The sequence below is a fragment of the Bartonella sp. TS82HLJMH genome, assembly GCF_042193495.1.
In the GTDB taxonomy this organism is placed as follows: Bacteria; Pseudomonadota; Alphaproteobacteria; order Rhizobiales; family Rhizobiaceae; genus Bartonella; species Bartonella grahamii.
Window position 1 is genome coordinate 1 of the sequence record NZ_JBHILU010000075.1, and the last position, 1,033, is coordinate 1,033.

Annotated in this window: 1 pseudogene; it reads left to right on the top strand. The window is 41.5% G+C overall.

Going from position 1 to position 1,033, the window contains the following annotated elements:
• A pseudogene (locus ACFIKO_RS09300) lies at positions 1–1,033 on the top strand (hypothetical protein); the annotation flags it as partial.

Here is a 1,033-nt window from a genome sequence, read left to right on the forward strand (position 1 = left end):
ATCACATCGGTTGCGGATGGTTCTATAGCATCAGGCTCGAGTGATGCGGTTAATGGTGGACAGATTTATGATCTGAATCAGTCGCTAGCAAAGTATTTTGGTGGTGATGCTAAGTATGATGGTGATGGCTGGGTCTTACCAGGTTTCAAGATAATGACTTTCCAAGAAGATGGCAGCTTTGAAGAGGAGGATTATGATAGCATTGCAGCCGCGTTTGCTGGTGTCAATAAGGTCTTCAAGAATCTTCATAATGAGATTTCAGAAAACATTGAGCAAAATGCGTTGTTGTGGAGTGATGATGCCGGTGCGTTTGTAGCACAGCATGAGAACGAAGGTAAAAAGGACAACAGCAAGATCACGTTCCTTGCGGAAGGAAAGATATCAGAAGATTCGACGGATGCGATTAATGGAGGTCAGATTTATACTCTACAACAGAGCTTTGCCTCATATTTTGGTGGAGGAGCTGGTTATGATAAGGAAGGAAACTGGCAAGGCCCCAAATTCTACGTTCAGGTTTTCAATGAGGATGGTACGAAAGGAGATAAAGAGGAGCGTACTAATGTCTCTGAAGCATTTGATGTTGTTAATGACAGCATGAGCACTATCAACGATCGTATAAAAGAAGTTGAAAAGGATGTTGCTTCGAATGGTCTGAATTGGAATGAAGAAAAAGGAAGCTATGATGCCTCTCACGTTGATGATGAGGGCGTTAAGAGCCCCAGTAAGATTATCAATGTAGAGGATGGTAAGGTAGAGCAAGATTCCAAAGAAGCTGTGAATGGAGGACAGCTTTGGGAAACTCAGCAGATGATTACAGATCAGGTCAAGGATATTGAAACTAAAGTTACGGAGGGATCTGTACAATATGATAGAGATGAAGCAGGTAAAAAGACCAATAAAGTTACGTTAATTGGTGGAGATGACAGTTCTCCAGTATTAATAGACAATGTAGCGGATGGAAAGATTGAAAAGGATTCGAAAGAAGCTGTTAATGGAGGTCAGTTACATGATTACACAGAACAGCAGATGAAGA